Source organism: Corallococcus llansteffanensis (assembly GCF_003612055.1).
Taxonomy (GTDB): Bacteria; Myxococcota; Myxococcia; order Myxococcales; family Myxococcaceae; genus Corallococcus; species Corallococcus llansteffanensis.
The window spans coordinates 1-3,756 of record NZ_RAWB01000774.1; the positions used below are offsets into that span (position 1 = coordinate 1).

At 70.0% G+C, this 3,756-nt stretch carries 3 protein-coding genes; all 3 read right to left on the reverse strand.

Annotated features, from left to right (window positions below; all coding sequences use genetic code 11):
* Positions 1 to 198: 198 nt before the first annotated feature.
* Positions 199 to 2,310 (reverse strand): glycine--tRNA ligase subunit beta, encoded by a 2,112-nt coding sequence (gene glyS, locus D7V93_RS39930; RefSeq protein ID WP_120648272.1) that lies wholly within the window; start codon positions 2,308 to 2,310, stop codon positions 199 to 201.
* The gene (gene glyQ, locus D7V93_RS39935) at positions 2,300 to 3,292 is read right to left on the reverse strand and encodes a glycine--tRNA ligase subunit alpha (protein ID WP_120648273.1); all 993 of its coding nucleotides are present in this window, start codon (positions 3,290 to 3,292) and stop codon (positions 2,300 to 2,302) included. The genes glyS and glyQ overlap by 11 nt, the downstream gene beginning before the upstream one ends.
* An 84-nt stretch (positions 3,293 to 3,376) precedes the next feature.
* Positions 3,377 to 3,756, reverse strand: a 380-nt coding sequence (locus D7V93_RS39940) for a peptidase associated/transthyretin-like domain-containing protein (protein WP_504739595.1), incomplete at its 5' end; no start/stop codon positions are given.

A 3,756-nucleotide genomic window follows, 5' to 3' on the forward strand; every position in this document is an offset into this window, starting at 1 on the left:
ACGAACAACAGCGCGGGGGTCAGGAAAGGGAGGCGCATCAGAGGGGGGCGGAGTGTAGGAACGCCGCGCCGCCCCGGGCAACTGAATAGGGTTGTTCCTATTCCCGGACGCCTACCTGGCGACACCCCGGCCCCCGCTTCCGGGAACGCGTCCCGCCCCCCTGGCGGGGGAGCGGGCACGCTCCGGCGGAGACGGGCCTCAGGCCGCGGCGGCGACCTCGGCCTGGATCTTGGAGAAGTCCGCCACCTGATTGAACAGGGCGCCAATCTCCGTGAGGAACCGGATGCGGTTCTCCCGCAGGTCCTTGTCCTCGGCCATGACCATCACCTTGTCGAAGAAGGTGTCCACGGCGGGCTTCAGGCCGGTGATTTCGCGCAGGGCCCCGGCGAAGTCGTCCGCGCGCACGTGCTGGCCCACCTTGTCGCGGGCCTGGGTGAAGGCGGTATGGAGGTTCTTCTCGGGCTCGTCGGTGAAGCGCTGCGGGTTGGTCTGCCCGCCTGCCACGTCCTTGCCCTGCTTCTCCACGATGTTGACCACGCGCTTGAAGGCCGCGGCGAGCGGCTGGAAGTCCGAGTGGCCCACCAGCGGGCTCAGCGCCTCCAGGCGCTTCTTCGCGGCGACCAGGTCGTCGAAGCCCACGGCCAGCACCGCCTCCACCACGTCCGTGCGGTGCTGCTCGCCCCACAGCGCCTTGAGGCGACCGCGGAAGAACTCCAGCACCTGTTCGCGCGGCGCGGCCTCCCCCGGCTTGCGCTTCACGTTGGCGAGCTTCGGCGCCAGCAGGCGCAGGGCCTCGTCCACCGCGGCCGACAGGCTGAAGCGGTAGCCGCGCCCCAGCACGATGCGGATGATGGCCAGGCACGAGCGGCGCAGCGCGAACGGATCCGCCGCGCCCGACGGGGCCTTGCCGATGGCGAAGATGCCGCACAGCGAGTCCAGCCGGTCCGCAAGGCCAATGAGCGCGCCCGCGTCCTGGGTCGGCAGCGCGTCCTCGGCGCCCCGGGGTAGGTAGTGCTCGGAGATGGCGAGCGCCACCGCGTCCGGCTCACCGCTGGCGCGCGCGTACTCGCGGCCCATCACGCCCTGAAGCTCCGGGAACTCGCCCACCATGCCGGTGACGAGGTCCGCCTTGGACAGCGTGGCGGCGCGCTCCACCGTGGCCACTTCCCCTGCCCTGCCGCTGTGCTGCGCGAGCCACACGGCCAGCGAGCGGAAGCGCTCCACCTTCTCCAGGTACGTGCCCAGCTGGTTCTGCCACATCACGCGGCCCAGCTTCTCCACGCGGTCGCCCAGCGGCGTCTTGCGGTCCTCGTCGAAGAAGAAGCGCCCGTCCGCGAGCCGCGCGCGCAGCACGCGCTCGTAGCCGCGCAGGGACAGCTGCTCGTCGCGCACCGGCGTGTTGGACACGGCGATGAACTTCGGCAGCAGCTTCCCCTGCCCGTCCAGCAGCGAGAAGTAGCGCTGGTGGCTCTTCATCTCCTGCACCAGCACCTCCGGCGGCAGGTCCAGGTGGCGCTCGTCGAAGCTGCCCACCACGGGGCTCGGCAGCTCCACCAGGTTCGTCACCTGATCCACCAGGCCCTCGTCCTCCAGGAGCTGGCCGCCCGCCGCCTTCGCCGCCGCGGTCACCTTCTGCACGAGCGACGCGCGGCGCTTGCCGATGTCCGCCAGCACGTGCGCCTTCTCCAGCGCGGACTCGTAGTCCGCGGGCGCCTTCAGCGCGATGGGGCCGGGCGCGAGGAAGCGGTGGCCGTAGGTGGTCCGCCCGCTCTTCACGTCGCCGAGCACCACCGGCAGCTCCGTGTCGCCCAGGAGCGCCACCAGCCACTGCACCGGGCGCGCGAAGGACGTGTCCACGTCACCCCAGCGCATGGACTTGCGGAAGTTGATGCCGTGCACCGCGGCGTGCAGCGCGTCCTGGAGGATGGCGTCTGCCGGACGGCCCTTCTCCTCCACGCGAGCGGACACGTACTCGCCCTTGGCCGTCGTCGTGCGGCCGAGCGCGTCCACCGACAGCTTGAGCCCTTCGGCGAACTTCTCCGCCGCCTTGGTGGGCTTGCCCTGCGCGTCGAAGGCGGCCTTGGCACTGGGCCCCAGCACCTCCTTCGTCACGTCCTCGCCCGCGTCCGCCACGTCGCGCACGAGGACGGCCAGCCGGCGCGGCGTGCCGAAGGTGCGCACGTCACCGTGCTTCAGGCGCGCGTCGGCCATGCGCTCGGTGAGCACGCGCTTCAGGTCTTCCAGCGCGGGCACGATGAACGACGCGGGGATCTCCTCGGCACCGATTTCCAGGAGCAGGTCACGCGCCACGGGCCACCTCCGACTTCTCCTTCTTCTCCACGGGCTTGTTGAGCGTCACCGTCTTCCAGTAGTCGCTGGCGGGCTTGCCCTCCAGCACCGGCGGCTGCTCGCCCACCGTCCACGGCGTCTTCATCAGCGGGAAGCCCAGCCGCTCGCGCATCTGCAGGTAGCCCTCCGCGCACAGGCGCGCGTTGTCGCGCACGCGCTTGATGAAGTTGGCGCGCTCGGTGACGGAGATGGCGCCGCGCGCGTCCAGCAGGTTGAACGCGTGGCTGCACTTGAGCGCGTAGTCATACGCGGGCAGCGGCAGGTGGCGCTCGATGAGGCGCTTGCACTCCTTCTCGTACGCGTCGAAGAGCGCGAAGAGCATCTGCGGATCCGACTCGTGGAGGGCGTACTTGCTCATCTCCACCTCGTTCGCGTGGAAGACCTCGCGGTACTTCACGCCCTTGACCCACTCGATGTCGTAGACGCTCTCCACGTTCTGCAGGTACGTCGTCAGGCGCTCCAGCCCGTACGTGAGCTCCGCGGCCACGGGGCGGCAGTCGAAGCCGCCGCACTGCTGGAAGTAGGTGAACTGGGTGACTTCCATCCCGTCACACCACACCTCCCAGCCGAGGCCCCAGGCGCCCAGCGTGGGGGACTCCCAGTCGTCCTCGACGAACCGGATGTCGTGCTCCATCGGGTCCATGCCGATCTTCCGCAGGGACTCCAGGTACAGCTCCTGGACGTTCTTGGGCGCGGGCTTGAGGATGACCTGGAACTGGTGGTGCTGGAACAGGCGGTTCGGGTTCTCACCGAAGCGGCCGTCGGCGGGGCGGCGCGAGGGCTGCACGTAGGCGACGTTCCACGGCTCGGGCCCGAGCGCGTGCAGGAACGTGTACGGGGCCATCGTGCCCGCGCCGACCTCGAGGTCGTACGACTGGGTGACGATGCATCCCTGGTCGGCCCAGTGCTTCTGGAGCGTGAGGATGAGGTCCTGGAAGTACATGGCTGGCGAGTCCTTCTCGCAGTGCGTCGAAGGCGGAACGCGGCGGACCCTAGTGAGGGGGTCCAGGAGCGTCAAGGACGGCCGTCACTCCGTGTAGGGCGGGAGGTCGGCCAGTCGAATCTGCAGCTTCGTCAGCTCGCCCGGACGGACGGGAACGGACAACAGCTTGCTCGTCCCTCCCGGGTCCTGCGGGTCCACCACGCGCAGGCGGTAGGTGCCCACGGGGATCGCGACCCGGATCAGCGGCGAAGTGCCCAGCTGGGTCGAGCCGTCGAACACCGCCGCGTTCTTCGGCACCGTGTAGAGCGTCAGCCAGCCCAGGCCCGCCTTCGCGGCGCCCTTCGCGGTGCTCGTGTCCAGCACCTCCGCCACGTCCGGCGTCTGCGTGACGGTGGTGACCGGCTCCGGAGCACGCTTCGAGGGTTCCTGCGGGGGCGTCGTGGGCGTGGGGGCCGTCTTCGCGG